Consider the following 25,479-nt stretch of genomic DNA (forward strand, 5'->3'; position numbering starts at 1 on the left):
CGAGCTGGTGCCCGACCTGCGCCTGCAGGAACCAATTATCGAAAAGCTGACGTCGTCGCCGGAATTCTCGTCCGTAACCGTATTCAAGGTAGCCTTCGACAAGCAGAAGGACGTCGTGCAGGCGCTCGGGCCGCAGCGCCGGTCCGCGCTGATCTGACAGGCGTGGACAAGCAGCTGTAGGCCGCGCTGGTCGAGGAATCCCCGGCCTGGCTCACGAACCTGACCACGCGTTTCTGCCCCCTCGGCACCACTGTGATGTCTGTGCGGCTTTCGGCGACGGTGGCGGGGTTTGCGGGCTAAAATGATCGTGATCTAGGCAGCGGCCGTGAGCGCTGCAAGCTCCCGGAAAAGCCGCTCGTCTTCCGACTGGGCGACATTGAAGCGCAAGAAGCCGCTGGCCGTCTGGGCATGACTGAAGACGTTTCCCGGCGCGAGCACGATGCCTCTGGCGAGCGCTTGCCTCGCGAGCCTCGCGGCATCGATGCCATCCGGCAGCCGGCACCAGAGGAACATCCCCGCCTGCGGCTCGATCCAGGGCGTGATCCCGATCCGCGCGAGTCTTTGGGCAGTCTCGGCCATGGCCCCTGCCAGGCGCTGGCGCACCGTCTCCATGTGCTTGCGATAGCTGCCGTTTTTCAGGAGCGTCAGCACCAGTTCGGACGAGAAGCCGGCGGCGCCGAAGCACGTGGCGATCTTGAGGTCGGTCAACGCCTCCACCCAGTCCCGAGGAGCCACGATGAAGCCGCAGCGCACCGCCGCCGAAAGCGTTTTCGAGAAACTGCCTATGTGCACCACGCGTTCGAGCCCATCGAAAGCCGCAAGGCGCGGCGCCGGCGTCTCTTCGAAATCGGCGAAGATATCGTCCTCGATGATCGTCAGCCCAGCCTGCTCCGCAAGCTTGAGCAGACGATGGCCGACAAGCGGCGACAGCATTGCGCCGGTCGGATTGTGAAGGGCAGAATTGGTGATGTAGAGCCGCGGTTTGTGCTCTGCGAGCGCTTCGGCGAAGCGGCCGATGTCCGGCCCGCTGGGTGTATAGGGAACACCGAAGATTCTTGCCTGATGCGCCCTGAGGAGTGCGTGGAAATTGAAATAGCACGGATCGTCGACGAGCACCGCATCCCCCGGCTTCAGCAGGAAACGGCAAAGCAGATCAATCGCCTGGGTGCCGGATTCGGTGAGCAATATCTGATCGGGCGACGCCTCGATGCCGTGCTGCGCCACGCGCCGTGCCAGAAGCTGACGCAGCGGCAGCAATCCGAGCGGCGCACCATAGTCGACAAGCGTGGCGGCGGCGCCGCGTGCGATGCCCCGCAATGCCCGCCGCAATCCTTCCTCCGGCATCCAGTGCGGCGGCAGCCAGCCGCAGCCCGGCCTCAGTACCCCCTCCCCCGGCTCCAAGGCCTGGCGCGAGATCCACAGGGGATCGACAGCCCGGTCCACGCGCGGGCCGATCTCGGCAAGCGTGAGCGGCGCAAGCGGCGCCGCTACGAAGAAGCCCGAACCCGGCCGCGAGCGGATCACACCTTCGGCCTGAAGGCGCTCATAGGCCTCTACCACCGTAGATTTGGACACTTTCATGGCCAAAGCGAAGGAACGGATGGACGGGAGCCTCGCGCCGGGCGTCAAACTCCGCGCGGCTATCCGGTGCTTCACCGTGCCCATCACCCTGGCGATCAGGCTTTCGCCCGCGGCACTCGTCGCTTTCAGCTGCATCCGTACTGGCTCTTTCTCCATGACAGTTCCTCTCAACTGTACCTTACTGTCTCTGGAACAGCCAGCGATCCGGCCCGATACCGGAGAAAAAGGAGCATCGGTATGAACAAGGCAGCGAGCGGCTGGATGAGCGGTTTGATCGGCGTCGTGATCTTCAGCGGCTCGTTGCCGGCGACCCGGGTCGCGGTGATGGACTTCGACCCTATCTTCCTGACCGTAGCACGGGCAACGATTGCGGGAATTCTCGCCTTGTGTCTGCTCTTCGCCTTCCGCGAAAGACGGCCTGCCCGGGGAGACCTCGCATCGCTGGCCGTGATCTCGCTCGGGGTCGTGGTCGGTTTCCCGCTTTTGACGGCGCTTGCGCTGCGTCACGTGACCTCCGCCCATTCCATCGTCTTCATCGGCCTTCTGCCGCTTGCGACCGCGATTTTCGGCGTGCTTCGCGGCGGCGAGCGCCCACGCCGGACCTTTTGGGTGTTTTCGGGCCTAGGCAGCGCGATCGTCGTCGGCTTCGCGGCACGGCAGGGCTTTTCCGCCTCGCCGATCGGGGATCTCCTGATGCTCGCTGCCATTATCGCGTGCGGGCTGGGTTACGCGGAGGGTGCGAAGCTGTCGCGCAGGCTTGGCGGCTGGCAGGTCATTTCCTGGGCTCTCGTCCTCTCCCTTCCGGTCATGACGGCCCTGATGCTCGCCACCATGCCCTCGAGTCTTGCGGGCCTGAGCGCGGCTTCCTGGCTCGGCTTCGGATACGTCTCCGTCTTCAGCATGCTCATCGGTTTCATCTTCTGGTATCGCGGCCTGGCGCTGGGCGGGATAGTGGCGGTTGGCCAGTTACAATTGCTGCAGCCCTTCTTCGGTCTGGCGCTGGCTTCGACATTGCTCGGCGAAACCGTGAGCTGGAGCATGCTCGCCGCGACGATCGCCATCGTCGCCTGCGTCGCCGGTGCAAGAAAATTTGCCTGACCTCCGGCGACCGTTCCCGAAGTCAGCCGGTTTCTGCCCCGCATCGACCGATCGGTGATACTGTTGGGATAGCGGTACGCCGGAACCTTCGCAGCGATCCGCCGTTTCATTCGGACCGGTCGCGCCACGAGCGTCCGCGCGAGACCGCGTGCCTTTCCTCATTCCGCTCCAGAACGGGAGGCCTATGACGATGATGCGACGGAAGATATCCCGGTTCGTGCTTGCGGGGCTCGTGCTTGTCGGGGGAATACTTCCCTTGGAGACGAGCGCGGCCCCTGCCGACGAGGCCGCCTTTCTCAATTCGCTCGAGGGCCGATGGACCGGCGGCGGTACGGTGCTGCTTCGCATCGACCGAGGACCGATCAACGTTTCGTGCAATTTCAGCTCGGATGCGACCGGCACCGCCCTCGCTATGAGAGGCACCTGCCGCGGCCTGCTCGTAGTGTCGCGCTCGATCAGCGCAGACCTGAGAACCGACGGAGCGCGCTATACCGGCATCTATGTCGGCCCGAGAGGCGGGCGCTCCGCCTTGTCCGGGAGCCGCAGCGGCAACGCCATCAATCTCACCGTCACCTGGGCAAGGGAAGTCAATGGCGATCGCAAGGCGACGCTCGTCGTGCAAAAACGCGGCGAGAACGGAATGCGCCTCAGTACCGTCGACGTGGATCCGGCGACAGGAAAGCGCGTGGTGACGAGCGAGCTCAATTTGCGGCGGAGCTGAAGCGACCGTTTTCCCTCGCTCTTTCAGAGTACGCCCCAGCCGCGGTAGCGCCCCCTGCCCGTCATTTCACGAACCCCGAGTTCGCGCACGAGATTGAGGGCGCCGCGAGGCGTGACCCCGAGATGGCGGGCGATCAGAGGGGCGGAGACGATCGGCCGCGAGAGGACGAGATCGATCAGGCCCGGGAGATTGCTGTTCGATCGGCGGTCTCGGATCCGCATCTCCATCTGTGTCCTGGCGAGTGACAGACGGTCGAGTTCCTTCATGCCGAGTTCGGCCGCCGCGGACATCGCCTCCAGGAAACCGGTGAGACGCGTCAGCCGGTCCTTTGAGCGTCGACGCTCGTGGCGGATCGTCTTTAAGCCCGTATTATAGGCGAGCACGTGCGAACCGACCTTGCCGCGAAACCGGAGATAGGCGCCGACGAGAAGCGAGCCGAGCCAGTGCTGCCGGCGCAGCGGCTCGATGCGCTCCCAGGCATCGAAAAGAACGGCAGCCCCAAGCGCGGAGGGCAGTTGGTCGGCAACCGGCAGCACGGCGCGCCACGCATCGAGGCGGGCGGTCTCATCCCAGTCGTCATCGAAGAGCAGGCCGAGTTGGCCCGTCGGCTCCACTCTCGACGACTGCGTTTCGATGACCGGCTGTTCTGCCATGACCGCGCTTCCAGCATGAATGTCCAGCAGCCGCGCGGACCGGGCGATCGCCGCATCGATCTCCGCGAATGCGTCGGAAAGGGAGCCATCCATCGGGCCGTCCGCCGCGTCAGGCGCATCCGTTTCGCCCAGATCGTCCCGGAGAGCCGGAGGGTCGAGAGAGTCATGCCTGACGACCGGCACCGCGTCGCCGCGCAACGCGCTCAGCCCAGGCTGCGACAAGGCCCAGTCGGCATCGGCCAAATCCAATCGTCGCCGCGCCCTCAGAACCGCGTGCGCGATGGTCAGCTCGTGCGACGGAGCTCGCGAGTCCATATGCGAGTCGTGTAGTACCAGATCCTCGACATGCACGAGTTCACCGGCGATCCAAAGGGCCGCCGCCGCATCGAAAAACTGGCCGCGCTCCCGAAAGCCCTCGGCGACGGCATGGCGACCGGCTCGCTCATCGAGCCGCGCGAGCCCGTCTTCGGCGGCAATCAGGACCGGCAGCAGCGCCGGATCGAGCGGATCAGGAATCTCATATCTCATTTTAAATGCAACGCGTTGGCGGCTAAACGGAAGGTAGCACGCGCTTTCGTCCCGGCACAGCTATTCGAAGGTTTTCCACCCCTATTGTGCTCCGCTCACATCTGCTCCCCGCACGGCGTCCATAACGACGCTTGCGCGCCGGTGGCGTTGATCTTAATACCGGCCTAAGACCGAACGACTTCGTGTAGTTGACAGCTGTCAACTCCGGGCCCGGCACCGTGGAGCGCCCTTGATCTCCGGTCTCCCGACGCCTCCCGGGATCTCCAGGAGGAAGGGGCTGTCTGCGCAGCGGGAGCGTTCCGGGCCGGAGCAAATCGCCCCTCGGCAAAACTCAGCCGTGCGGATGCGCCGTTAAACACAAGGAACAGGCAAGCCGAATGGTATCCGATATTCTCGCCGCTTCCGGCGGCGTCAAGCAGGTAATCTGTATAAATTGGGGAACGAAATACGGCGCGCCGTTCGTGAACCGTCTCTTCGCTATGGTCGCCCGCAACATCACGCCGCCTTTCACCTTCACTTGTTTTACCGACAATAGCGAAGGCCTCCGCTCGGAAATACTGTGCGAGGACCTCCCGCCCCTCGACGTCGAAACGATGCCAGTGAATACCAAGGGGATCTGGCCCAAGGCGCGCTTGTGGGGGCCGGAACTCGGCAGCCTCAAGGGACCGGTGCTCTTTCTCGACCTCGATCTGGTGATCGTCCGATCGCTCAACGCGTTTTTCGAGATCGGCGGTCCCGACGATGTCGTTATGGCCCGCAATCAGACTACGCCGCTTGAGCGTCTCGGGCAGACGTCACTGTTCCGCTTCCCGGTCGGCAAGCTGGTCCCATTGCAGGAGAAGTTCCGCGCCGATCCGCAAAAGGTGGCGGACGAATACGAATTCGAGCAGCGCTTCGTGACGCGCAACGTACCAGGAGGGGCGAAATTCTTCCCGCGGCGTTTCGTTCTGCATTTCCGCCAGGACTGTCGGCGGCCATTCCCCTTGAACTACTTCCTGCCGCCACGGCTGCCGGCAGATGCACGCGTGGTTATTTTCCCGCGCGGTCTGCTGCCGCAGCATGCGATAGACGGGCAGTTCGGTTACAAGGGGCGGGTGGCGACGCCGAGCGATCATATTCGCGGGCTCTTCTCTCCGGACAGAAGAGAAAAGAGCCCATTCCGCTACCTCCGGCACTATATTCTCCCGAGCCCATGGGTCGCGGAACACTGGCGCGAGTGAGCGGCAAGTTCGCATTGTTGACAGCTGTCAACCGCGGAAACGGAAGAACGGATCGGCGCCTGCATATCGTCGATCGCCATGCACCCGGATTGTCTGGCCGCCCGCACGAAGTTCAATCGACTGGAGAATAGGGGAGGTGGCTGGTAGTCGTTGTTGCGGTCACGACGCCTGGAAAGGAGGGCGTCCGCGTGACGGAACTTATTGGCGATTTAGCTTCCGCATTGCTGCTTTACCACCTTTTTTACCAATACGTTACGATAGAAGCAAAATTGTTAAGAAACAGACACCAAGGCGGTAAATCAAAACAAGTGCGAGTCCGCAGCCTAAACGAGTTTCCCCTATCTGGAGCGTCAAGGCAACCGCGAGCAGTCCGCGTCACAAGCCTGACGCGCCTTGCGACCGACAAATCCTGCAGTGCGCTCGAGATCCCCGCCTTCGCCCAGCCAGAGGCGTCAACTCGCAAGCGGCATGCTTGGGCCTCGCGCGCGCCTCAGTGCAGCGACCATCGGAGCAACCGAGAAAGCCTGGCGCCGTGCTCTCGCGGTAAGAACCCGAAGATAGCCGCCGGGCGAACTTATGCAATCGGCTCTCTCCAGGATGCAGGCGATGACGGCCGCAGCATTTTCCTGGCCAAGAACCGTGCATGCATCGTCATAGGCATCCGTGCTCACGTTCAGCATGGTCCTGACGACGACTGCAGCGGTGAGCAGATCCTTCCAGGTCGTTATTCGGCCTTGTGGTCCGTAATCGGTGATCTGCGGGCAAGCGGATAGGAGGACGGGCAGGGGAATTTCCCGGGCGAGGCGGGAGATGGGCAGAGATGGAGGCACCGGGCTGACCGGCGTCTGAGCATCGACATGGGTCGAAACCTGCGAGAGCTTCGCCTTCGGTGTCACAGGGTCCGCGTTGCAGCTTTGGGCGCTTGCCGAAAATTTCCCGGACCCATTTCCTAAGCGAGGTTCAGATTCAAATTGAGAATCTGGATGTGAATTCTGTATGTGCTGCCCGTTATGGCGATCATTGGCGTCCATTTTTTCGGAATTAAGTAGTTTTTCCAATTGATTGGACAGATCGGCACGAAGTTCCGCCATAGCGTCATAAAGGGTCTCGACCTCGCTTACCGATGCCTTGCGCGAGAGAGGCGCAGACAATTCTTCATATCGCCGTTGCTGCTGCTCCCAGCCGGCTGGCACGCCAGACTCACGAAGAAGCTCGAGCAGCTTGGCGATGTCGCGCCGGCAGAGGCTCAGTCTTTCGCGCATCAGACGGTGATACTGTTTGGCGGCGGCAAGTTCGGCAGCGGCGGCTTTGAACTCGTCGGCCCGGGCTAAGAGTGGGGAGAGGTCGAATCCGAAGGCTTCGCCTACGGCGCCATTGCGGCTCCTTCGAGCGTAACGCTTACCATTGGGGCTGTCGCGCCGCAGGATCAGACCCGATTCCACGAGGCATGCAAGATGCCGGCGGAGCGTGGTGCCCGCCATTCCGTGGGTACGGAGCGAGAGCTGCGCATTGGAGGGGAAAACGACAAGGCCATTTTCGCCCGAGAGCTCGGCTCCTGGATAGAAGCTCAAAAGGGCGTTCAATACCGCAAGCGAACGATCGGACACGCCGATAGCCGCCTTCGCTTCACAGAGAGAGCGGAACAATTTCCACTTGTCCACCGACCGGTCCGGCGGGACGTTACCGGCGGCGATCTGACTTGCGAGCATGCCAAGCGTCATCGCCCGCCGCCCAAAGGGCGTCGTCACACTTCCACGTTCCATTTTCTTCACCTTTTCCAAGGCAAAAGAAGTCCGTTCGCCGAAACGACGTCAAAAATGCTTGACACTGATTCGCGGAAGTGGGATTCTCTAGTTGCTACACGAGAGAAGGGTTTCCGCAGCGCTAGTCGTTCGGAAGCCTTTTTCTTTTGCTCTGTTTAGTCTCCTGTTTCCCGTTGATATTCGAGGTAGAGCGCTTCGAGCCTCCGCCTCACGAATTCTGCAAAGCCCGGTGCCGCCTTCTTGCTGAAGGCCAGCGTCGTTTCCGCATCCGTTTCACGAATACGCACGGCGCGGCTCCTGTCCGGAGCAATCCAGGTTTCCGCCTTTGAGGGCTTCCTGGCGAGGCTCAGCAAGGCAAACAGCTTTTCGAAACGCTGATCGCTCTCCAGCGCCTTGAATTCGGCCGCATCGATGAAATCCAATGCCTTCGGACGCCGGTCATCGCGGTCGATGAGATCGGCAAGTTCCATCCATCGCCTCCTGCCGAAGCCCGGCGCGGCACCGATGGCTTCGATGATGTCCAACGGCAATCGGCGGACGACGGCGATCATCTTGGAGAGCGCCGCCTTGTCGACTCCGAGGGCAGACATGATCGTTTCCCGCGAGAAGCCGCGATCTTCAAGACGCGTTGCGAACAACGCTCGCTCTATGAAGGAGAGGTCGGTGCGGGCGTTGTTTTCCTGCCCCTGGGAAATGACGAGCTGCTCGTCGTTCAAGTTCCGGATGACCGCCTTGACCTTGGTGCCGATCTCGCGCAATGCCGCAAGCCGCCTGTGGCCGTAGGCAACCTGGTATCGGCCGCTCTCCGCCGGATGCGGCCGCACGAGGATCGGAACCTGTTGTCCGTGGTCCCGGATCTGCTGAACCAGCAAGGCCTGAACCTCGGGGGCGACACCCAGCCTATCGATGATGAAAGAGGAATCGATCAGCTCCGGGTCCAGTTCGACGATCGCGTGCCCCTCGGCAAGCTGGCGCTCCAATTCCTCCGCTCGCTCGACCTTCTGGGTGATGTTTGAGAGGGATCTGGTGATGCCGCCGACAAGACCATTGAAGCGTTGGGTGGGCGCAAGGCCCGCGATCGGGCGACCGACGGCCGGACGCTCCCCGTCTTCGGAGGCGAGGGGGCTGTCGGAAATGCCGATCAGGTTCTTGCGCGCCATCGGTTACTTCCTTCCCCAGACCCTGCGAATCATCTCTTCAATCTCCGCATTGACGAGCGAGAGCGAGTCCATCGCCCGGTCGTAGGTACCGCGTATGAATTGCGAGCGCTCCACCTCATAGAGCGTCTGCTTGGTCACGCCGGCGTCGGAAATCGCGGTCGATTTCACCATCGCGTTCTGCAGCATGCGGTTGCCGAAGATCGCGCGCATGAAACCGGTCATCTGGCTCTGCGGTCCGTCGTTGGGTTCGAAGCGCGTGACCAGATAGCGCATCCAGTCATAGCTGGTGCGCCCGCCGGCGTTCTCGACAACGGCCATGAGCTCGCTCGTCATCGACAGGAACTGGGACATCGACATGACGTCGAGCATTTGCGGGTGCACGGTGATGAGCACGGAGGTCGCTGCGCAGAGCGCCGACATGGTCAGAAAGCCGAGCTGCGGCGGGCAGTCGATGACCACAATGTCGTAGAAGCTCTCGATCTCGGAAAGTACCTCGCCGATCCGCGCGAAGAACATGGTCTCGCTGGAGCCCGCGACCATCGCCTTCGGAGTCTCGTGCTCGAATTCCATGAGCTCGAGATTGCCCGGGATGAGGTGAAGATTGGCGGTATAGGTCGATCGCACCACCTCCGCGACCGGCCGGGGTGCCTCGTAGCGTATGGCGCCGTAGAGTGTTTCCCCTTCGCCGACGTCCAGTTCCGGCTGGTGGCCGAAGAGGGCGGAGAGGGAGGCCTGTGGATCGAGATCGATCGCCAGCACCCGATAGCCGCGCAAGGCGAGATACTGTGCCAGGTGAGCGGATGTCGTTGTCTTGCCTGAACCGCCTTTAAAATTCATGACGGAGACGACCTGCAGCTTTTCGCCCGGTCGGCGATGCGGAATATATTTGCCGGTCTTGCTGCCTTCGTCGAGAACCCGGCGGATACGGTCGATGTCCTCCATCGCATACATGCGGCGGCCGTTTGACAGCGGCTGCGGTCCATGGCCTTCTGAGGCGATCTGGCGCAGATAGCCTTCGCCGATTCCGATGAAGGCCGCTGCCTCTGCCGGACTGAAGAGTCGCATCGACTTTTGCGCCGACGGAGAGAAGATCTTCTTTTGATGCTCCTGCAACTGGTGTGCGAGTTCCTGAGCGTCGGCAGACAAGAGCGACGGCAAATGCTCCTGCTCCTCAAGACTCTGGATTCTCTGCTGCAACATTCCTACTCTCCAAAAACTGCGCAAAATTCACCAAAGGGAGCTGATCTGCGCAGTTATACTATGCGCCGATTCGTTGCCATTTTACAAACGCTTAACAAAAAGCTCGGTTGTGCTGCAGGGGCGCTGCAGCTTTGTCATCCGCCTGCTCATTGGTTGTCCGCGGACAACTCAGCGGCAGTCCAGCCGGGGCCGATCCGGCCGGCATTTGCGTTCGCGGAGCGTCGCGCATCCGAGCGGATGCGCAAATCTCCTCCAGACGTTGCAACAGATGCGGCGCCCATAGTAGATCATGATTTTAGTAGACTATTGACAGCGGACCGGATTGTGACAGGATCGAGCCCGGCAGGTCGGATAAGAGAAGGATAAGGCATGTTCTATCTCGGCGGAATGACCCTCGGCTACCTCGTCCCACCCCCGCGCACCGGCGTGGCCCGCAAACCTGCGGCGAGCAAGGAGCCGGCGAGCGACCGTCCCGACCGGGAGAACGCCGCGGGTGACGGCGAACGGGATCAGGAGTGGGCGCGTGCATTCTTGGCGCCGTGGCACCTCTTCTATTGAAACGCCTCTGCCGCAAGTCCTTCGCTTGAAGCGGCGACGCGTCAGGAAACATGCGGGAGGGCTGTCGTCTTGGCGCGAAATGGGTAAGGTACGGGGTCGTTTACGAGCGAGGGTCCCGCCATTTCCAGCAATCGTGCCTACACCGAAGAAAAACGCCAGGAACAGCCCCTCTCGCTGCATCAAAGAATTCTGAGCGAGGTCGAGGGCCACATTCTTTCCGGCGACTGGCCGCCGGGGTACCGCATTCCTTTCGAGCACGAACTCACGGAGCAATACGGCTGTTCGCGAATGACCGTGAACAAGGCCCTGAGCGAACTCGTGAAGCGGGGACTGATCGAGCGGCGTCGCAAGTCCGGAAGCTATGTCAGCTTTCCGCAGGTCCAATCCGCGGTGATGGAGATTCACGACGTCAAGCGGGAGGTGCAGTCCCTTGGGCTCGACTACGCCTACCGTCTCGGCGAGCGAGCGGTGCGCAAGATGCGTGCCGGCGATGAGGGGCGCATCGATCTGCCTCTATCGTCGCGGCTTCTCGATGTCACCTGCCGCCATTTTGCCGGCGGCCGCGTTTTCTGCCTCGAGGAGCGGTTGATCAATCTTTCGGCGGTGCCGGAAGCCGAAACCGAGACGTTCGAGACCGCCGCCCCGGGCTCGTGGCTGCTCGGCAAGGTGCCCTGGAGCACCGCGGAACATCGCATCAGGGCCGTCGCGGCAAGCCGCCCGACGGCACAGGCGCTCGAAGTTGCGGTCGGTGCGGCCTGTCTCGTCATCGAGCGCCGGACCTGGAGCGGCGGCGTACCGGTCACCAGCGTGCTGCTCACCTATCCCGGAGATCGCCACGAGCTCATCGCGGAGTTCGCCCCGAGCGCGCCCGCATAGACCGCGTCAACTCCTGCTAACGCGCAATTTTTGCAAGAAAAAGCACCAATCTCTGGCGCTTTGGCTCGTCGAGGGGCATCCTGTCGGCAGTGTCATCCTGGCAGAGGGAGGAACGCCGATGCGCTGCTTTACTGTACTCGGTCCTTCGCAGATCGGAAAATCCACGCTCGTGGAGAGGGTGGGCTCGCTGGGAGGCGAGCCGAAAAAATCAGTTACGCCATATGGACTGGGCCTCACTGAATTCGAATTCGGCGGCGAGGCCTGGTGCGCGCTCGACGTCCCCGGCAATAACGAGGCCCTAGCGCATGCGCAGCATGCGTTGCTCGCGAGCGACGCATGTGTTCTCTGTGTTTCGCCGATACTGGACGAGGCGGTTCTCGCCGCCCCTTACTTGCGCATGATCGAGGCGTCCGGCACGCCCTGCATCCTCTTCATCAATCGCATGGACGAGCCGCGAGGGCGCATAAGGGACATCGTCGCCGCCCTGCAGGATTTCTGCGGCCGCCCGCTCATCCTGCGGCAGATTCCCATCCGCGACGGCGACAGGATCATCGGCAGCTGCGATCTGATTTCGGAGCGGGCCTGGCGCTATCGCGAGGGACAGCCTTCCTCCCTCTTCGAGATACCCGAAAGCGCGGTCGAGCGCGAACACGAGGCACGCGCGGAGCTTCTCGAGCATCTTTCGGAATTCGACGATTGGCTGCTGGAAGAACTCATCGAGGACCGCGAGCCGGCCAGCGACGCGATCTATTCGATCTCGACACGGGTTCTGAACGAAAACAAGATCATTCCGGTGCTCCTCGGCTCGGCCAGCCACGGCAACGGCCTGATGCGGCTGATGAAGGCTCTCCGCCACGAGGCGCCGCGCGCTGAAGCGCTGAGAAAGCGCCTAGCCGCGGGTGCCGGCGTCGACGAGGCGACGCTCCTCGCGGTCAGTTTCCATGCCCATTACCGCCAGAGCGTCGGCAAGACGGTTCTTGCCCGCGCTCTCCAGAACGGAGTGAAGCAGGGGGCGACGCTCGGCGGCGCAAGTCTCGGCGCTCTGCAGGATCCCGCAAGCGGCCGGCCCATCGGCTCGGGCGTGACCGAGGCGGGCCAGCTCTTCGGAGCGGTCAAATCTGACCACCTGCCGGTCCCGTCGCTGTTGACGGCCGGTGCGGCCCTCGCTCCGCCCGACTGGACGATCCCGCCGACCCCCATGCTCGAACGGATACTGGTGCCGGCGAGCGAACGCGACGAGACCAAGCTCTCCGAGACCCTTGCGAAACTCGCCGAGACCGATCGCGGCCTGAAGGTGATGCAGGAGGAGGGGACAGGGGCGCAGCTCGTTTGTGCTCAAGGCCCGGTGCATCTGCGCGAAGTCTGCAGGACGTTGTCGGACGTCTTCCATGTCGAGGTGAGCGACCGGCCCCCGAGCCCGATCTACCGGGAGACCGTTTCAAAATCCTCGGACGTTCATTACCGCCATCGCAAGCAGACCGGCGGGGCCGGGCAATTCGCAGATGTGAAGCTCAGCGTCCACCCGAACGGGCGAGGCGACGGATTTTCCTTTGCCGAGACGGTCAAGGGCGGTGCGGTGCCGCGCAATTACATTCCTGCGGTCGAGGCTGGCGCGCGCGAGGCGATGGAGAAGGGCCCCCTCGGCTTCAAGGTCATCGACGTCGGCGTGCTGCTCACCGATGGCCAGCACCATTCGGTCGACAGCTCTGAATATGCGTTCCGCACGGCCGGCAAGCTTGGCGTCCGGCAGGCGCTGTCGCAGGCCGCCTCCGTCTTGATGCAGCCGGTCTTTCGAGTCGAAATCCATGTCCCGTCGGTCTATTCGGGCAGTCTCGTGCCGATCGTTGCCTCGTTGAAGGGCCAGGTGCTCGGCTTCGATCGGGACGAAGCGGCGAAAGGCTGGGACATCTTCCGCGCCCTTCTGCCCGGCAGCGCGCTCGACGATCTGGCGCGCTCGCTCAGATCCGCCACCCAGGGAATCGGCCATTTTTCCAAGAGCTTCGATCATTTCGAGGAACTCTACGGCAAGGAAGCCCAGGCGATCGTCACCGCACACGGAGCGCCGGCCAACGAGCATTGACCGACAGCAGGAAGCGCGCCGTATCGATACGGCGCGCTTCTGATCGTTCCTGGTGGAAAACCGCACACACTTTCCTCATCCCGCTCCAGCCCGCGCCGGCAGCGGCAGCGGCAGGGCCACCTGTCGCGAGCCGATGATCGCGGCTGCGCCGAGCGCCATACTTGCCGCCAGCAAAAGGGCCTGCGCGACGACGAAGGGAGCCTCGGTTTGCGTCGGCGCCATCGATTGCAGTGCCGGAACCTTCAGGAAGCTCTGCACGACAAGAACGAAAAGGTTGAGATAGAGCGCGAAAGTCGCGCTCACGGCATAGGTCGGCCTCGCCCGGCCGCGGAGCGTAAAGGCATAGAGTGCGGCAAGAGCGATGGCGAGGGTGAGGACGGAAATCGCTCCGACTACCAATGCGGGCGTGATCCCGCTGAAAGGGAAGAGGAAGCCGGTGATGCTGGTCGCCGCGGTGGTCGCGAGAAAGACCGCGTGCCAATGGCCGAGCCAGCGGCCGGCGCCGAGCGCCGGGAGGGCGACGAGGCCGCTCGCAATGCCGATCAGACTGACGGCGACGTGCAGGGCGAGGAGGGTCTCGATGGAAGAACCGGGGATCATGGTGCATCTCCTGTGGGCCGGGAAGGAGCGGGGAGGGCGGCGGCACAGCCGCTGCGCCTCGAAGGGGCTTACTGATAGTGCGAGACGCTGCCGGTGGTCAGGTTTCGATGAACTCGAGCAGATCGGCGTTGAAGCGGTCCTGTTGGGTCTGCGCCAAACCGTGATCGCCACCCTCGTAGACCCTCAGCACGGCGTGCCGGACAATCTCGACGGTCGAAAGCGCCGAGGCGCCAATCGGCACGATCTGGTCGTCGTCTCCGTGGAGCACCAGGGTCGGCTTGTCGAATTTCGCCAGGTCGGCATTGAAGTCGCTTTCGGAGAAGGCGCGGATGCTGTCGAGCTGGCCCTTGAGGCCGCCCATCATGCCCTGCAGCCAGAAGCTCTCGCGGATTCCCTCGGAGATGGCGGCACCCTCGCGGTTGTAGCCGTAAAAGGGGATCGTCAGATCCCTGAAGAATTGCGAGCGGTCGTCGTAGGTGCCCTTGCGAATGCCATCGAAGACGTCGATCGGCAGGCCGCCGGGGTTGGCCTCGGTTTTCAGCATGAGCGGCGGCACCGCGCCGATCAGCGCCACCTTCGCCACGCGCCCGGTGCCGTGCCGGCCGACGTAACGGGTAACCTCGCCGCCGCCTGTCGAATGCCCGACAAGGATCACGTTCCGCAAGTCCAGCGCCTCGATCAATTCGGCAAGGTCGTCGGCGTACTGGTCCATGGTGTTGTTGTCCCACACCTGGTCCGAGCGGCCGTGGCTGCGGCGGTCGTGAGCGATGACGCGGTAGCCCTTGTTTGCAAAGAAGACCATCTGCGCATCCCATACGTCGGCCGTGAGCGGCCAGCCATGGGAGAAGAGGATGGGTTGAGCATTGCGCGAGCCCCAGTCCTTGTAGAAGATGCGGGTGCCGTCCTTGGTGGTGATCGTAGCCATTTTCTTAATCCTTTCAGCGGGTTGGAGGACTGCCGGGTGGCGTGCTGTACTTGCCGCGCCCCGTGCTTGAAGAATTAGGCCGATTGCGAAATGATCGGGATTGGCGGATCGGACATTAGGCGGGCCGAAACCGACAAAGAGGGCGCCATGGCGAAGGGACAAGCACTGCCATCGAGGGCCGAGATCGGCCTCATGCTTTATCCGGGTTGCCAGATGGCGATGGTCCACGGCATGACGGATCTCATCGGCATAGCGGGTCAATTCTCCGCCGAGCGCGGCGGACCGGTGGCGCGGGTCAGTCACTGGCGGCTTCAGGACGACGGCTGTCTTGCGCGATGTTTCGACACCCATCCCGAACTCGGGTCCCGGCAGGCTCCGGAGATCCTGCTTGTTCCCGGCAGGTTGACGGGACCGATGGAGGCAGAGGAGGCAGCGCCCTATGCGCGCTGGCTGCTCGACCGGCATGCCCAGGGGGCGACGTTGGCATCGACTTGCGGCGGGACCTTCGTGCTTGCGGCGACTGGCCTGCTCAAGGGCCGCCCGGCGACGACGCACTGGCTGTTCGCCAACGCCTTCCGCGACCGTTTCCCCGACGTCCGGCTCGATCCGGACAAGATCGTCATCGAGGACGGCGACATCATCACCGCCGGCGGCCTCATGGCGTGGACCGACCTCGGCATGCGCCTCGTGGACCGCCTGTTCGGTCCGACGGTAACGGTCGAGACCGGGCGCTTCCTGCTCATCGATCCGGCCGGACGCGAGCAGCGGCACTATTCCAGCTTTTCGCCGCGTCTCAATCATGGCGACGAGGCGATTCTCAAGGTGCAGCATTGGCTGCAGGCCCGCGAGGCCCGCGCCGTCAGCGTCGCGGAGATGGCCAAAGTGGTGGCGATGGAGGAGCGCACGTTCCTGCGCCGTTTCAAGGCGGCGACAGGAATGAAGCCGATCGAATATGCGCAGCATCTGCGCGTCGGCAAGGCGCGTGAGCTCCTGGAGTTCACCAGACGCTCGGTCGAACAGATCGCCTGGTCCGTCGGTTACGAGGACGCGGCCGCCTTCCGCAAGCTGTTCCACCGCATCGTCGGGCTGTCGCCGGGGGACTATCGGCACCGTTTCGCCGTAGCAGCTGCCGGATAGCTTGCGCGGAGGACGGCGGCGTGCCGACGTCGCTTTTTTCGCGCCCGCGGCTGCGGAACAAATTTTCGTCTGAAGAATTAACAGGTGTCGCTTCTGTCCCCCAGCGACATTCAGGACCCCAACCTGTTGCAGTGCCCGCGTCATCCCCTGCGCGGGCACTCGCATGTCTGCGAAACGATTCCCCGCCGGCCTTCGGTCGGGGACGCAAGCGGGACCCCGCCAAGCGGCGAGGCCCCGCCTCAAGTGTCGCTGAAAAGGTTTAGGTCCTTGTATAGGTGGGAAGGCAAGAAGCTAGAGTGCCATCCGCGCCCATCTATAGGACCTTGGTCCGACCCCGTAAGGGCAAAGGTCTTAGGCCCGTTGCCAGCTGTGTCTCAGGGTACATATTGCAGCATTCGCTGCCGCTGGAGCCTGGAGCGGACAGTGTCTGCGGTCTGCCGCCGGCATTCCGCTCTGGCTCCTTGCACGATCACGTTCCATGATTTTGGGTCGACGGGGCCTAAAGTCATCGTGATCTCGGCAGGGGAACAACTCAACCGGATGGATCTCTCCCATGGCATTGTCGGACTACGGACGGAACAACACTGTTTCTGAAACGTGTCTCAGGACGCTCACTCACCCGTTGACGAACCTGATGTGCATTATCGCGGCCGTGTCGATTGCCGTTTTCGCGAGCGTACCGACAGGCATTCCCCCATACGTGCTCGCACCGATCGGTTTCATGCTGGTGGTCGTGGTTGACCCTTCAGAAATTGCATCCAGATTGAAGGCGCGCTCCGCAAGCCGGGGCGCCACGGCCGGCCGCTCGGAATCGGTGGCCGACGGCTGGCAGGCCAGCGGAAACGGGTGGAGCCTTACATTCCAACGCAAACGTGGCTCGACGAGAGGAGCGGCTCGGTCGAATATCGCCGCCGCGGCAAGGGAACGCGCGGCCGATAGCTGCCGCCGCTGAATTCGAGCCTGAACGCCTAGCGCCGCGCGTCGCCGACGCGCGGCGTTTACGCGCCCTCGCCACAAGCGAACTGATCGCCAAGCTCTGAAGCATGAAGGCAACAGGGCGAAGGCCGCCACAAGCCTCAGGACGCCCCATCGTATGCTGACGAGAAGGTGAACTCCCCCCGCCTTGCAAGCCTGTTGCCGGTACAGCGCAGAGCATCTGCTGTTGACGAATGTAATGATATAACATATTGAAATTGTCGTAATGAAATATCGCCGTAGCATTAACCGGATCGCGTGTGGGACATAACCGTTGCCTTCCACCTTGACCGGCGGCTGCGTTCCACATTAACTGGGACCGACGGTTCCCCTACCCGTGAGGTGGAGGGGATTAATAGGGAACACGGTGCGGACGACCCAAGAGGGACCAAGACCGTGGCTGCCCCCGCAACTGTAAGCGGATCGTCGTTCATCCTGGTGGCGCCTAGGCGCCAGCCACTGCGCGTACTGCGCGGGAAGGCAGATGAGCGACTTCTGTCCGTGAGCCAGGAGACCTGCCGTCAAATTCGATCCAACGTCACGGGCGGGGATGCCCGGAACAGGAGCAAGCCATGACCATCTTTCGCGCCTTACGGCGCACGCTTTCATCAGTTTCCCCGAGGTCCAGCCGTCACTCGTTCGATCGAACCCTATCGGCAGGCTGACGATCACGGCCGCATAGCGGCCTCACATTCGGGGACTATTCATGAACAACTTTCTGAAACGACCGCTCATTGCCGGTCTCATCACCTTTTCCGCAGGCGCAGCGGCTCTCGGCCATCCCGCCTTCGCTACCGAGACTACCTATCCGCTGACACTCGAGAATTGCGGACGGCAGATCACGTTCGACAAGACGCCGACGCGCACCGTCGCGATCGGCCAGAGCAGCACCGAGATCCTCTATCTGCTCGGCCTTGCGGACAAGGTCGCCGGCACCGCCCTCTGGGTCGGCCCCGTCCTTGAAGGTTACGAGGAGGTCAACGCCAAGGTCGAGCGCCTGGCAGACAACGATCCGAGCTTCGAAAGCGTACTTGCCAAGAAGCCGGACATGGTGGCGGTGCAGTTTCAGTGGCAGGTCGGCCCGGAAGGCGTGGTCGCGAGGCCGGAGCAGTTCGAGGAGCTCGGCATTCCGGTCTACACATCGCCATCGGATTGCACCGGCAAGGAGAATTCGGCGGCGAGCGACGGCGTGCGCCGGCAGGTCTTCACCATGGACCTCGTCTATCGGGAAATTCGCGAGCTGGCGCATATCTACAATGTTCAGGATAAGGGCGAGAAGGTCGTCGCCGAGCTGAAAAGCCGAGAAGAGGCGGCGCGCGCCAAGGTCGCCTCGGCCGGGGACAAGCTCTCGGCCGTCTTCTGGTTCTCCAGCGCTGCCGATGCCGACCCCTATGTCGCCGGCAGGAATGGCGCACCCGGCTACATAATGGCGGCGCTCGGGATCGAAAACATCATCGACACAGAAGACGAATGGCCGACGGTCGGCTGGGAAACCATCGCCAAAGCCGAGCCGACCATGATCGTTGCCGGCTCCATGGAACGTCGACGTTACCCGCTCGACAGCCTCGACGCCAAACTCGAATTCCTGAAGACCGATCCCGTGGCGAGCCTCATGCCGGCAGTCGCCAAAGGCTATGTGTTCGCCATGGATGCGCAGGCGATGAACCCGACGATCCGCACGATCGAGGGCATCGAAGCGCTGGCGGATGCCATCGCCGAGGCCGGACTTGCCTCCAAGGCGGGGCTGGCCTCCAAGGGTGGGTTGGGCAAGTGAGCCGCGTGCTGACCCTGGCCGGGCGAACGGGGACGGGACGCGTCGGCACGGCTCTCGCCGCGCTCGTCATCCTCTTCGCAGCACTCTGGATGGGCGCTGCGATCGGCGAAACGGCGATCCCGTTCAAGACCGTTGCGCAGACGGTCGCGAACCGGCTGTGGAACGCCGGCTATCCGCTGGCACCGATCGACGAGGGCATCATCTGGAGCTACCGGCTGAGCCGGGCGGTCGTGGCCGCTTCCTGCGGGGCGTCGCTCGCGCTCTCCGGGGCCGTGCTGCAATCGCTGCTGCGCAATCCACTCGCCGATCCCTACATTCTCGGCATCTCCGCCGGCGCCTCGACGGGCGCGGTCAGCGTCGCCATCCTTGGGGTGGGCGCCGGTCTGCTGACGCTGCCGCTCGGCGCCTTCATTGGCGCGCTGGTCGCTTTTGCCCTGGTGAGCCTGCTGGCGGTGAAGGCCGGCCGCGGCACCGCGGCGATCATCCTGGCAGGTGTGGCGGGATCACAGCTCTTCAACGCGCTGACCTCCTTCATCGTCACAAAGGCGGCGACGGCCGAGCAGGCGCGCGGCATCATGTTCTGGCTGCTCGGCAACCTTTCGGGCGTGCGCTGGCCGGATGCCTGGCTCGCCGTGCCGGCGACGCTTCTCGGTCTCGTCGTATGTCTCTGGCATGCCCGTCCCCTGGACGCGTTTACCTTCGGGTCGGAATCGGCTGCCTCGCTCGGCATCTCGGTCAGGCGAACCTATTTCGCGCTCGTCGGCGTCTCGGCGATGATGACGGCGGTGATGGTATCCATCGTCGGGTCGATCGGTTTCGTCGGACTGGTCATCCCCCATGCGGCCCGCATGCTCGTCGGCGTCCGCCACGGTGTCCTGCTTCCGGCAGCGGGGCTCATCGGCGCCGTGTTCATGATCCTCGCGGACATCCTGTCGCGCGTTCTCATTCCCGGGCAGGTCCTGCCGATCGGCGTGATCACGGCGCTCGTCGGCGCCCCGGCCTTCGCGTTGATACTCGGACAAAGGAGGGACCGCGCATGACGCTTTCGGCGCGCGGGGTTTCATGGGCGGCCGGCGGGGTGGAGATCCTGAAGGATGTCTCCCTCACGGTCGAGACGGGAGAGTTCCTCGGGATCATCGGCCCGAACGGTTCCGGCAAGACGAGCCTGATGTCGCTCATCTCAGGCATCCGCAAGCCGAAGAGGGGGGAGGTGCTTCTGGACGGTTGTCCGATCGGGACGCTCGGCCGCCGCACGGTCGCGCAAAGGCTCGCTCTGGTCGAGCAGCAGGCCGAGACCGGCGAGCGGATCACCGCGCGCCAAGCGGTCGAGCTCGGCCGCACGCCCTATCTCGGGCCGCTTTCGCCCTGGTCGCCGGAGGACGATGCGATCGTCGGGGCTGCGCTCGCAAATGTGGACATGGCGCATCTTGCCGATCGCCTCTGGCACACGCTCTCCGGCGGCGAGCGGCAAAGGCTGCACATTGCTCGGGCGCTGGCGCAGCAATCGAAGATCCTGCTCCTCGACGAGCCGACCAACCATCTCGACATCGGCCATCAGATCAGCCTGCTCGACCTCGTTCGCCGCCAGGACCTGACGGTGGTCGCAGCGCTCCATGACCTCAACCACGCCGCTATGTTCTGCGACAGGATCGCGGTGATGCAGGCCGGCCGGCTGGTGGCGCTCGGGCGCCCGCGGGAGGTACTGACGGTCGAGCGCATCCGCGCAGTCTTCGGGATCGAGGTCGAGGTCGAGCACGAGTTCGACGGAAGCTGCTCCATCCGCTATCGCGCAAGACGCCCGCGTCCGCTTGCCGCAATCGCCGCCGTCGGAGCCTGACCCATGGACATGCGCAACCACGACCTGAAGGAAGATATCCGCGAATACTGGTCGAAGCGGTCGCAAACGTTCGACCTCGCCTTCGGCCATCGCATCCCGCCGGGGCCGGAGCTCGACGCCTGGGCGGCAGCGATGCGCAATGCGCTGGGAGCGAGGCCGCTGAAGGTTCTCGAACTCGCCTGCGGGACGGGGGAGGTGACCAACGTGCTCCTTTCGCTCGGCCACGAGGTAACGGCGCTCGATTTCTCCGAGGCCATGCTCGCCGTCGCGCGGCGCAAGCACGCAGGGAACGACAGGGTCCGTTTCATTCTGGCCGATGCCGAGCGCACGATGGAGCCGGACGAGACCTATGATGCCGTGGTCTGCCGGCATCTCGTCTGGACGCTGACAGAGCCGGAGCAGGCTTTCGCCGAATGGTTCCGCCTGCTGAAGCCGGGCGGCAGGCTGCTCGTCTTCGACGGAGACTGGTCGAAACCGACGCCGCTCGGCCGTCTGGCGTCAATCGCGGTGGCTGCCCTCGAGCAGATCATCGGCCACGACCCGCATTACGACGGGGCCATGAGCGAACGCCATGCGACGATCATGGAGCGTTTGCCCTTCGGCGACGGCCTCACCGTCGAAAGACTTCTCCCTTTGATCGAAGAGGCGGGATTCGAGAACATAGAGTTGCCATCCCGCCGCCCGATCGCGGCGGCCCAGCGCAGGAATGCCGATCTCAGAAACAGGCTGAGGACGTTCTTCTACCGCAGGTTCTTCCTCGTCTGCTCGCGGCCTTCGGGAGATGCCGGGCGCAGGTAGATCACTTCCCAACGCACTAAGGCCCGTTGAGATTTGGGATACCCGCGGCGCTTGTTTGATTACCTCATCCCTGTGCTTGTTGTTTAGCCCGGAGACATAACGGACGTCTGTTCGGATACATCACTGACCGATTGATTGTTGGTCAAGTTGATTGTCGCGATGTGATGGGCAGCGAAGAAAACACCATAGTGGCTGTCGCGGTCGCCGGGGGCAGTGCGGCGGACGACGCCGCAGCGAACACGGATCGGTTCAACGTACCAGTCGCGCCCATCCATGTGTCCCGCCCGAAATCCTACGAGGACGCACCAGCCTTTGGGGCAGACGCCACAGGAGTTGGAGCCGCAGGGAAGTGCCGCCCAGGAAGTCGCCGGCCTGTTCAGCTTCCTTTCGGAACAGGCAAGCATGATTACAAGTAAGCACGAAAGGATGAAAGCATGAGTCGCGAGCCTTCCCTCCTAGCGACCACCATCAAGGCGGCCGAGCAGCCGGCGGCCGCGCCAGCAGCCCGCAGCCGGCGGGAACCTACATTCCGCCGTCGCGGGCAAGACGGCCAAAACCCACCATTTGCCGCCGGCCTATTGGGAGACGCTGGAAGAAGTCAGCTTCCGAACCCGCGACGACAAGGGCAAGCGGATTCCGCAGGAGAGGCTTGTGGCCCAGGCGCTGAACCTGCTTTTCGCGAAGTACAATTTCCCAGTCGTTCGAGAGGGTGGCGAGTTAGCGGGCAGACATGATGCTTACATAGCTGCATGTAAGCATCATTAGACCGATCTTGCCAAAAAATGGCAACTGCTGGTATATTGCGCTTCAACAAGGAGATATGTCCATGGCTGCTAGAAGCACATCTATTTCCCTTGGCGATCACTTCGCCGGTTTCATCGACAGCCAGGTGCAAACCGGCCGCTACGGCTCCGCCAGCGACGTTGTGCGGGCTGGACTTCGGCTTTTGGAAGAACACGAGGCGAAGGTAAGGGCGCTGGAAGCGGCTTTGATCGAGGGCGAAGAATCCGGCGAGCCAGAGCCATTCGACAACGAAGCGTTCAAAGCCGAAATGCGCGCCGAATATGGCGACTGAGCTGCCTTTCCGGCTCGCTCCTGCCGCCAAGGCCGATCTTCGGAAGATATGGCGCTACACGGCTCGCCGCTGGTCTCTGGAACAGGCGGAGACCTACCAAGACCAGCTTTACACTGCATTTGAGGGACTGGCCGCAGGGACGAAGAAAGGCCGCAATGTCGATGTGCGACCGGGTTATCTCAAATACCCGGCAGGATCGCACATCGTCTATTTTCGGGATCGCGGCGACCGGATCGACATCATCCGCATCCTGCATGGCCGGATGGATGCCTAACGGCATTTGTAGAAGCGGCCGGCCGCGCGAAGCGTCGAAGTAGGGCAGGGTATCATGTTTACCTGTCAGCATGTAATCATCCGCCCACGTCCCCCAAGCCCGATGCGCATCGCGCATCGCAAGCACCTCGGCCTCTACCGCCTCGTTGCAACGCATCGGGCTTATATGCGGGCGCCGTGAGCGATCCGCCAACTCCCCGTCGCCGGCTTCCCACCGCGCAAGCCATTTATAGCGGATATCCGGGCTGATCCCGAACCGCCGGCACAATTCCCGCCGGTTCACACCCTCCTCAAGCGGAAGTCGCACAAACTCCCGCCGCTCTCCCATCGTCGATACCTCTCGCCACGGCATGGAATAGCCCTCCGAAGCCAAATCCATGCCAGTATGACGTGTCAGCCATCACCCCGAACACCCGTCAGTTATGTCCCCGGGCTAAAAACTTGTCACAGGGATCCAGCCAGCCCAAGTCCTTGGGCTGGAAGAACTCTTCCCCGCGCCGCAGACGCGGCGCTGCTGGATCTTTTGTGACAAGCACAGAGATGAGGAGGTGAGATTGCAGTCCTCCCCGCGCTGACCGACGCGCTCGGCAATCTTGTCCGTACCGCCCTACGTGCCGACAAACCCACCAGAGCACCAACGCCATCATCATCTCGCAGCAGCCGTTATAAACTCAAGATGAATCTCAACAGGCATTGGATCACGATGTTTTTAGCTAGGTCGGGTCGACCTAAAAACATGAACGTGACGCGGGATGCGGGCGGAAAACCGCACACACTTTTCCTCATCCCGCTCTAAATCCGTTGTTGCCTAATCCGCCTGCTCAGGCGTCATCAGATCCAAATTCGACCTCAAAAGGAACTCCGGGCCCCCGGCCGCCGTTTCCGGGTTGCTGTCTCTGACAAGTTGGGACCCAGACACGGAGGATGAGCATATGGCACAGGAAAAGCGACTCGGATCCACCATACCGCGCGGCGTGGTCGATACGAAGAACGGATCGGTGGGCGTTCCGGACCAGGCAAGCATGGAAGAGGAAGTCAGATCGTTGCGCGAGCAGGTCAATGCGCTGACCGAAAAGCTCTCCGATCTCGGCATCTATTCCGGCAGGGCCATCGCGGACACCGGCCGCAGGGCCGGCGAGATGGCAAGGGAACATCCCGCCTGGACGGCACTCGTCGTGGTCGGTCTTCTGGGGCTGCTCATTGCAGGGACCAGCCGGCCCTATTGGCATTCGCGGAGCTCCTCGCGCATCGAGGACCTGATCGCCGATATCGAGGACCGGCTGAGCGATCTGAAGGGCCGTTACTGGTCAAGCGGCTGGCGGCCCTGGTGAAAATTGCGGCCCGTCCTGCCGGATACGATGTGCGTCCAGGTAGAGAGTCCGCAGTCGGGAGATCGCGGCATGCTTTGCGAGGAACCGATCGGTTTCTCGCTTGTTCGGTCGCCGTGTCGAAGGTTGCCGGCGCGTGCCGGCCAGAAACAAGCATTGGAGCACCGAGATGGAACACAAACCGGACCGTCCCAAGACCAAGGGCGAAAGCGGCACCGCCAAGAAGAACCAACCGGGTCACGTAGGCGGCGACGAGGCCCGCAAGGCGAAAGAATGGGGCGGCGGTTCCAAAGCCTCAAAAGGCGAGGTCAGCCGGGAAGACAAGCGCAACCCGAATTCGAGTGCGAAAAGCTGAGCCTCATTCAGCGTCGAGCTCGATGAGCGCGATCCCGAGTTCCGGTCGCTTGCGCCGGCACAATCCAGTCGGGCTTTCGCGGATGATGACCTCCAGGGTCGGACGGACGTAACCCTCGAGAAGGTGCCCGCCACGTGTCGACCCGTCTTCCAATCCCAGAACCGCATGCAAATGCAGGCTCGGGCGGCCGGCTTCGTCGCGGGCAATATCGCCGATCGCGCTCAGAACTTCCGATTGCTCCGCTACGGGGATCTTCCGGTAATCTCTGCTTTCGATACGGAAGAAGCCCACCGTGGCACTGCTGAAGGCGCCGATCGCCGTCACCGAGGCGCCCGAGATGTCCGTTTGGGCTGCGAAGGCCGAAATAGCCGAGAATGCTTCGTCGCCCTCCTCGAGTACGAGAATGAAGGTACGTTCGCTCGCGTCTTGCGCCAAAAGTTTCTGTTTCATCAATTTGCCCTCGTCTCCGCCCGAACTTTTACCATGACGATCTGTTCCAGATTGAGCGAAGCCCCAACCGTTCATCAAGTGTCGGCATCTCCGCGAGCGTCATAGAGCATTTTGATCCCGATGGCGGCCAGCGGCCCAGCGTGGCACGCCGATTTTCCTCGAACGCTGGCGGTTCGCGCCGAACGGGGGCATGATTGTCCCTGGCGGCGATCTGCTGCCGTCCCTTGCCGCGCCAACAAGGAGATCCGGCGAGCCTGGAATCAAACCAGAATCCTTCAGGAGGAAACCGTGAGCGAGCACGTCTACAAGAAGATCGAGCTGATCGGCAGTTCGCCGAACTCGATAGACGAGGCCATCGAAGGGGCGATTTCGCGTGCTTCGAAAACCACCCGCAATCTCGACTGGTTCGAAGTGGACCAAATTCGCGGCCAGATCGTGAATGGCAAGGTCGCGCATTACCAGGTGGTGATGAAGGTGGGCTTCCGCATCGACGATTGAGGTGCGCACGGCGCCG

General features: G+C 62.8%; 25 protein-coding genes, 2 pseudogenes and 1 riboswitch. Of the genes and pseudogenes, 17 read left to right on the forward strand and 10 right to left on the reverse strand.

Translation table 11 applies throughout. From position 1 onward, the window contains the following. The first annotated feature begins 7 nt into the window (after nucleotides 1-7). On the forward strand, nucleotides 8-157 hold the full coding sequence (locus tag PZL22_RS04065) for a hypothetical protein (protein ID WP_284718164.1): 150 nt from the start codon (nucleotides 8-10) through the stop codon (nucleotides 155-157). Nucleotides 158-312: 155 nt separating this feature from the next. Here PZL22_RS04065 and PZL22_RS04070 read toward each other — a convergent pair whose 3' ends face one another. Beyond that, nucleotides 313-1,737: an aminotransferase-like domain-containing protein gene (locus PZL22_RS04070; RefSeq protein ID WP_284718165.1), complete on the reverse strand. Its 1,425-nt coding sequence runs from the start codon at nucleotides 1,735-1,737 to the stop codon at nucleotides 313-315. An 81-nt stretch (nucleotides 1,738-1,818) separates the two neighbouring features. Between PZL22_RS04070 and PZL22_RS04075 the strand changes: the two genes are divergently transcribed. Together PZL22_RS04075 and PZL22_RS04080 are read left to right on the forward strand one after the other, a co-directional pair. Next, on the forward strand, nucleotides 1,819-2,679 hold the full coding sequence (locus PZL22_RS04075) for a DMT family transporter (protein WP_003527897.1): 861 nt from the start codon (nucleotides 1,819-1,821) through the stop codon (nucleotides 2,677-2,679). A gap of 190 nt (nucleotides 2,680-2,869) precedes the next feature. Beyond that, on the forward strand, nucleotides 2,870-3,400 hold the full coding sequence (locus tag PZL22_RS04080; protein ID WP_284718166.1) for a hypothetical protein: 531 nt from the start codon (nucleotides 2,870-2,872) through the stop codon (nucleotides 3,398-3,400). A gap of 23 nt (nucleotides 3,401-3,423) precedes the next feature. Here the strand turns inward: PZL22_RS04080 and PZL22_RS04085 are convergent, their stop codons facing one another. After that, a complete protein-coding gene (locus PZL22_RS04085; protein ID WP_003527892.1) occupies nucleotides 3,424-4,581 on the reverse strand; it encodes an RHE_PE00001 family protein in 1,158 nt (385 codons plus the stop codon). Nucleotides 4,582-4,958: 377 nt separating this feature from the next. On the opposite strand from PZL22_RS04085, the gene PZL22_RS04090 reads away from it, so the two are divergent. After that, nucleotides 4,959-5,801 carry a hypothetical protein gene (locus PZL22_RS04090; protein WP_003527890.1) on the forward strand — a complete coding sequence of 281 codons (843 nt, stop codon included), beginning with the start codon at nucleotides 4,959-4,961 and terminating at the stop codon, nucleotides 5,799-5,801. 452 nt (nucleotides 5,802-6,253) lie between these two features. Here PZL22_RS04090 and repC read toward each other — a convergent pair whose 3' ends face one another. The 3 genes from repC to repA form a co-directional block, all read right to left on the reverse strand. Continuing rightward, the gene (gene repC, locus PZL22_RS04095) at nucleotides 6,254-7,564 is read right to left on the reverse strand and encodes a plasmid replication protein RepC (RefSeq protein ID WP_003527887.1); all 1,311 of its coding nucleotides are present in this window, start codon (nucleotides 7,562-7,564) and stop codon (nucleotides 6,254-6,256) included. 155 nt (nucleotides 7,565-7,719) lie between these two features. Beyond that, nucleotides 7,720-8,724, reverse strand: a complete 1,005-nt coding sequence (repB, locus tag PZL22_RS04100; RefSeq protein WP_003527885.1) for a plasmid partitioning protein RepB — start codon at nucleotides 8,722-8,724, stop codon at nucleotides 7,720-7,722. Between the two features lie 3 nt (nucleotides 8,725-8,727). Next, nucleotides 8,728-9,921, reverse strand: a complete 1,194-nt coding sequence (gene repA / locus PZL22_RS04105) for a plasmid partitioning protein RepA (RefSeq protein ID WP_411755827.1) — start codon at nucleotides 9,919-9,921, stop codon at nucleotides 8,728-8,730. A gap of 372 nt (nucleotides 9,922-10,293) precedes the next feature. Here repA and PZL22_RS04110 point away from each other — a divergent pair, with 372 nt between their 5' ends. The 3 genes from PZL22_RS04110 (at nucleotide 10,294) to PZL22_RS04120 (ending at nucleotide 13,438) form a co-directional block, all read left to right on the forward strand. After that, nucleotides 10,294-10,482, forward strand: coding sequence for a hypothetical protein (locus tag PZL22_RS04110; RefSeq protein ID WP_003527881.1), 189 nt, complete (start codon nucleotides 10,294-10,296; stop codon nucleotides 10,480-10,482). 189 nt (nucleotides 10,483-10,671) lie between these two features. Beyond that, entirely contained in the window at nucleotides 10,672-11,358 is a 687-nt protein-coding gene (hutC, locus tag PZL22_RS04115) for a histidine utilization transcriptional repressor HutC (protein ID WP_234835674.1), read from the forward strand. A 118-nt stretch (nucleotides 11,359-11,476) separates the two neighbouring features. Next, entirely contained in the window at nucleotides 11,477-13,438 is a 1,962-nt protein-coding gene (locus tag PZL22_RS04120) for an elongation factor G (protein WP_284718167.1), read from the forward strand. Between the two features lie 75 nt (nucleotides 13,439-13,513). On the opposite strand, the gene PZL22_RS04125 is transcribed toward PZL22_RS04120, so the two are convergent. After that, a complete protein-coding gene (locus PZL22_RS04125) occupies nucleotides 13,514-14,038 on the reverse strand; it encodes a hypothetical protein (protein WP_003527874.1) in 525 nt (174 codons plus the stop codon). 97 nt (nucleotides 14,039-14,135) lie between these two features. Continuing rightward, nucleotides 14,136-14,963 carry an alpha/beta fold hydrolase gene (locus PZL22_RS04130; protein ID WP_003527872.1) on the reverse strand — a complete coding sequence of 276 codons (828 nt, stop codon included), beginning with the start codon at nucleotides 14,961-14,963 and terminating at the stop codon, nucleotides 14,136-14,138. A 147-nt stretch (nucleotides 14,964-15,110) separates the two neighbouring features. Between PZL22_RS04130 and PZL22_RS04135 the strand changes: the two genes are divergently transcribed. The 5 genes from PZL22_RS04135 (at nucleotide 15,111) to PZL22_RS04155 (ending at nucleotide 21,484) form a co-directional block, all read left to right on the forward strand. Continuing rightward, a complete protein-coding gene (locus tag PZL22_RS04135) occupies nucleotides 15,111-16,100 on the forward strand; it encodes a GlxA family transcriptional regulator (RefSeq protein ID WP_033048522.1) in 990 nt (329 codons plus the stop codon). Between the two features lie 1,281 nt (nucleotides 16,101-17,381). Beyond that, nucleotides 17,382-17,612, forward strand: a riboswitch (cobalamin riboswitch). 169 nt (nucleotides 17,613-17,781) lie between these two features. Continuing rightward, nucleotides 17,782-18,849, forward strand: coding sequence for an ABC transporter substrate-binding protein (locus PZL22_RS04140; protein ID WP_127613890.1), 1,068 nt, complete (start codon nucleotides 17,782-17,784; stop codon nucleotides 18,847-18,849). Continuing rightward, nucleotides 18,846-19,889, forward strand: coding sequence for a FecCD family ABC transporter permease (locus PZL22_RS04145; RefSeq protein WP_003527864.1), 1,044 nt, complete (start codon nucleotides 18,846-18,848; stop codon nucleotides 19,887-19,889). The genes PZL22_RS04140 and PZL22_RS04145 overlap by 4 nt, the downstream gene beginning before the upstream one ends. Beyond that, complete coding sequence (locus PZL22_RS04150; RefSeq protein WP_003527862.1) at nucleotides 19,886-20,686, forward strand: ABC transporter ATP-binding protein; 801 nt, start codon at nucleotides 19,886-19,888, stop codon at nucleotides 20,684-20,686. The genes PZL22_RS04145 and PZL22_RS04150 overlap by 4 nt, the downstream gene beginning before the upstream one ends. Nucleotides 20,687-20,689: 3 nt before the next feature. Beyond that, a complete protein-coding gene (locus PZL22_RS04155; protein WP_003527860.1) occupies nucleotides 20,690-21,484 on the forward strand; it encodes a class I SAM-dependent methyltransferase in 795 nt (264 codons plus the stop codon). 83 nt (nucleotides 21,485-21,567) lie between these two features. Here PZL22_RS04155 and PZL22_RS04160 read toward each other — a convergent pair. Beyond that, nucleotides 21,568-21,693, reverse strand: a pseudogene (locus PZL22_RS04160) (IS481-like element ISRm20 family transposase); the annotation flags it as partial. 617 nt (nucleotides 21,694-22,310) lie between these two features. Here PZL22_RS04160 and PZL22_RS04165 point away from each other — a divergent pair. Both PZL22_RS04165 and PZL22_RS04170 read left to right on the forward strand, forming a co-directional pair. Further along, nucleotides 22,311-22,559 (forward strand): type II toxin-antitoxin system ParD family antitoxin, encoded by a 249-nt coding sequence (locus tag PZL22_RS04165; protein ID WP_003527850.1) that lies wholly within the window; start codon nucleotides 22,311-22,313, stop codon nucleotides 22,557-22,559. Then, nucleotides 22,549-22,833 (forward strand): type II toxin-antitoxin system RelE/ParE family toxin, encoded by a 285-nt coding sequence (locus tag PZL22_RS04170; RefSeq protein WP_284718168.1) that lies wholly within the window; start codon nucleotides 22,549-22,551, stop codon nucleotides 22,831-22,833. Before PZL22_RS04165 ends, PZL22_RS04170 begins: the two co-directional genes overlap by 11 nt. Before the next feature lie 90 nt (nucleotides 22,834-22,923). Here the strand turns inward: PZL22_RS04170 and PZL22_RS04175 are convergent. Further along, nucleotides 22,924-23,184 (reverse strand): annotated as a pseudogene (locus PZL22_RS04175) (helix-turn-helix domain-containing protein); the annotation flags it as partial. A gap of 580 nt (nucleotides 23,185-23,764) precedes the next feature. Between PZL22_RS04175 and PZL22_RS04180 the strand changes: the two are divergent. After that, on the forward strand, nucleotides 23,765-24,163 hold the full coding sequence (locus PZL22_RS04180; protein WP_003527845.1) for a hypothetical protein: 399 nt from the start codon (nucleotides 23,765-23,767) through the stop codon (nucleotides 24,161-24,163). Between the two features lie 166 nt (nucleotides 24,164-24,329). Continuing rightward, a complete protein-coding gene (locus PZL22_RS04185; RefSeq protein ID WP_010974989.1) occupies nucleotides 24,330-24,515 on the forward strand; it encodes a hypothetical protein in 186 nt (61 codons plus the stop codon). A gap of 3 nt (nucleotides 24,516-24,518) precedes the next feature. On the opposite strand, the gene PZL22_RS04190 is transcribed toward PZL22_RS04185, so the two are convergent. Next, nucleotides 24,519-24,965 (reverse strand): PPC domain-containing DNA-binding protein, encoded by a 447-nt coding sequence (locus PZL22_RS04190; RefSeq protein ID WP_003527841.1) that lies wholly within the window; start codon nucleotides 24,963-24,965, stop codon nucleotides 24,519-24,521. A gap of 288 nt (nucleotides 24,966-25,253) precedes the next feature. Here PZL22_RS04190 and PZL22_RS04195 point away from each other — a divergent pair, with 288 nt between their 5' ends. Further along, a complete protein-coding gene (locus PZL22_RS04195; RefSeq protein WP_003527838.1) occupies nucleotides 25,254-25,463 on the forward strand; it encodes a dodecin in 210 nt (69 codons plus the stop codon). Nucleotides 25,464-25,479 lie beyond the last annotated feature (16 nt).

This window comes from Ensifer meliloti (assembly GCF_030064585.1).
GTDB lineage: Bacteria > Pseudomonadota > Alphaproteobacteria > Rhizobiales > Rhizobiaceae > Sinorhizobium > Sinorhizobium meliloti.

Excerpts from the sequence above, each read along its gene's own strand:
- PZL22_RS04070 (WP_284718165.1), bottom strand. The coding sequence starts at position 1,737 with ATGGAGAAAGAGCCAGTACGGATGCAGCTGAAAGCGACGAGTGCCGCG.
- PZL22_RS04075 (WP_003527897.1), top strand. The coding sequence starts at position 1,819 with ATGAACAAGGCAGCGAGCGGCTGGATGAGCGGTTTGATCGGCGTCGTG.
- PZL22_RS04080 (WP_284718166.1), top strand. The coding sequence starts at position 2,870 with ATGATGCGACGGAAGATATCCCGGTTCGTGCTTGCGGGGCTCGTGCTT.
- PZL22_RS04085 (WP_003527892.1), bottom strand. The coding sequence starts at position 4,581 with ATGAGATATGAGATTCCTGATCCGCTCGATCCGGCGCTGCTGCCGGTC.
- PZL22_RS04090 (WP_003527890.1), top strand. The coding sequence starts at position 4,959 with ATGGTATCCGATATTCTCGCCGCTTCCGGCGGCGTCAAGCAGGTAATC.
- repC (WP_003527887.1), bottom strand. The coding sequence starts at position 7,564 with ATGGAACGTGGAAGTGTGACGACGCCCTTTGGGCGGCGGGCGATGACG.
- repB (WP_003527885.1), bottom strand. The coding sequence starts at position 8,724 with ATGGCGCGCAAGAACCTGATCGGCATTTCCGACAGCCCCCTCGCCTCC.
- PZL22_RS04110 (WP_003527881.1), top strand. The coding sequence starts at position 10,294 with ATGTTCTATCTCGGCGGAATGACCCTCGGCTACCTCGTCCCACCCCCG.
- PZL22_RS04120 (WP_284718167.1), top strand. The coding sequence starts at position 11,477 with ATGCGCTGCTTTACTGTACTCGGTCCTTCGCAGATCGGAAAATCCACG.
- PZL22_RS04125 (WP_003527874.1), bottom strand. The coding sequence starts at position 14,038 with ATGATCCCCGGTTCTTCCATCGAGACCCTCCTCGCCCTGCACGTCGCC.
- PZL22_RS04130 (WP_003527872.1), bottom strand. The coding sequence starts at position 14,963 with ATGGCTACGATCACCACCAAGGACGGCACCCGCATCTTCTACAAGGAC.
- PZL22_RS04135 (WP_033048522.1), top strand. The coding sequence starts at position 15,111 with ATGGCGAAGGGACAAGCACTGCCATCGAGGGCCGAGATCGGCCTCATG.
- PZL22_RS04140 (WP_127613890.1), top strand. The coding sequence starts at position 17,782 with ATGAACAACTTTCTGAAACGACCGCTCATTGCCGGTCTCATCACCTTT.
- PZL22_RS04150 (WP_003527862.1), top strand. The coding sequence starts at position 19,886 with ATGACGCTTTCGGCGCGCGGGGTTTCATGGGCGGCCGGCGGGGTGGAG.
- PZL22_RS04155 (WP_003527860.1), top strand. The coding sequence starts at position 20,690 with ATGGACATGCGCAACCACGACCTGAAGGAAGATATCCGCGAATACTGG.
- PZL22_RS04165 (WP_003527850.1), top strand. The coding sequence starts at position 22,311 with ATGGCTGCTAGAAGCACATCTATTTCCCTTGGCGATCACTTCGCCGGT.
- PZL22_RS04170 (WP_284718168.1), top strand. The coding sequence starts at position 22,549 with ATGGCGACTGAGCTGCCTTTCCGGCTCGCTCCTGCCGCCAAGGCCGAT.
- PZL22_RS04180 (WP_003527845.1), top strand. The coding sequence starts at position 23,765 with ATGGCACAGGAAAAGCGACTCGGATCCACCATACCGCGCGGCGTGGTC.
- PZL22_RS04185 (WP_010974989.1), top strand. The coding sequence starts at position 24,330 with ATGGAACACAAACCGGACCGTCCCAAGACCAAGGGCGAAAGCGGCACC.
- PZL22_RS04190 (WP_003527841.1), bottom strand. The coding sequence starts at position 24,965 with ATGAAACAGAAACTTTTGGCGCAAGACGCGAGCGAACGTACCTTCATT.